This window comes from Aromatoleum evansii (assembly GCF_012910805.1).
In the GTDB taxonomy this organism is placed as follows: Bacteria; Pseudomonadota; Gammaproteobacteria; order Burkholderiales; family Rhodocyclaceae; genus Aromatoleum; species Aromatoleum evansii.
The window spans coordinates 1-414 of sequence record NZ_WTVK01000262.1 but is presented as its reverse complement, the minus strand read 5'-3'; the positions used below and the strand labels follow the sequence as shown (position 1 = coordinate 414).

The 414-nt window shown below is 70.3% G+C and carries 1 protein-coding gene; it reads left to right on the top strand.

Going from position 1 to position 414, the window contains the following annotated elements; genetic code table 11:
* Positions 1–3 precede the first annotated feature (3 nt).
* Positions 4–414, top strand: a 411-nt coding sequence (locus GO615_RS30050) for an ABC transporter permease (protein ID WP_339380035.1), incomplete at its 3' end; no start/stop codon positions are given.

Below are 414 nucleotides of genomic sequence, written 5' to 3'. Positions count from 1 at the left end.
GGGGTGTGGCGCGCGCTCGTCGTCCTACCGTTCGTCATGCCGACGGTCGTCGTCGGCGTCGCGTTCCGGTCGCTGTTCGCCGACGGCGGCCCGCTTGCCTGGTTGGGCTGGGACGGCTCGTGGCAGCCGGTGCTGCTCGCGATGGTGTTCTTCAACGTGTCCGTCGTCGTGCGCACCGTCGGGCCGATGTGGGCGTCGCTCGACCCGCGCACGGCGGAGTCGGCGGCGGCACTCGGGGCATCACCGCGGGAGGTCTTCCGGACGGTGACGTGGCCGCAGCTGCGCCCCGCCGTCGTCAGCGCCGCGAGCGTCGTGTTTCTGTTCTGCTCGACGGCGTTCGGCATCGTCCTCATGCTCGGTGGCCTGCGCTACTCGACGCTCGAGACGGAGATCTACTCCCTCACCGTCGAATTC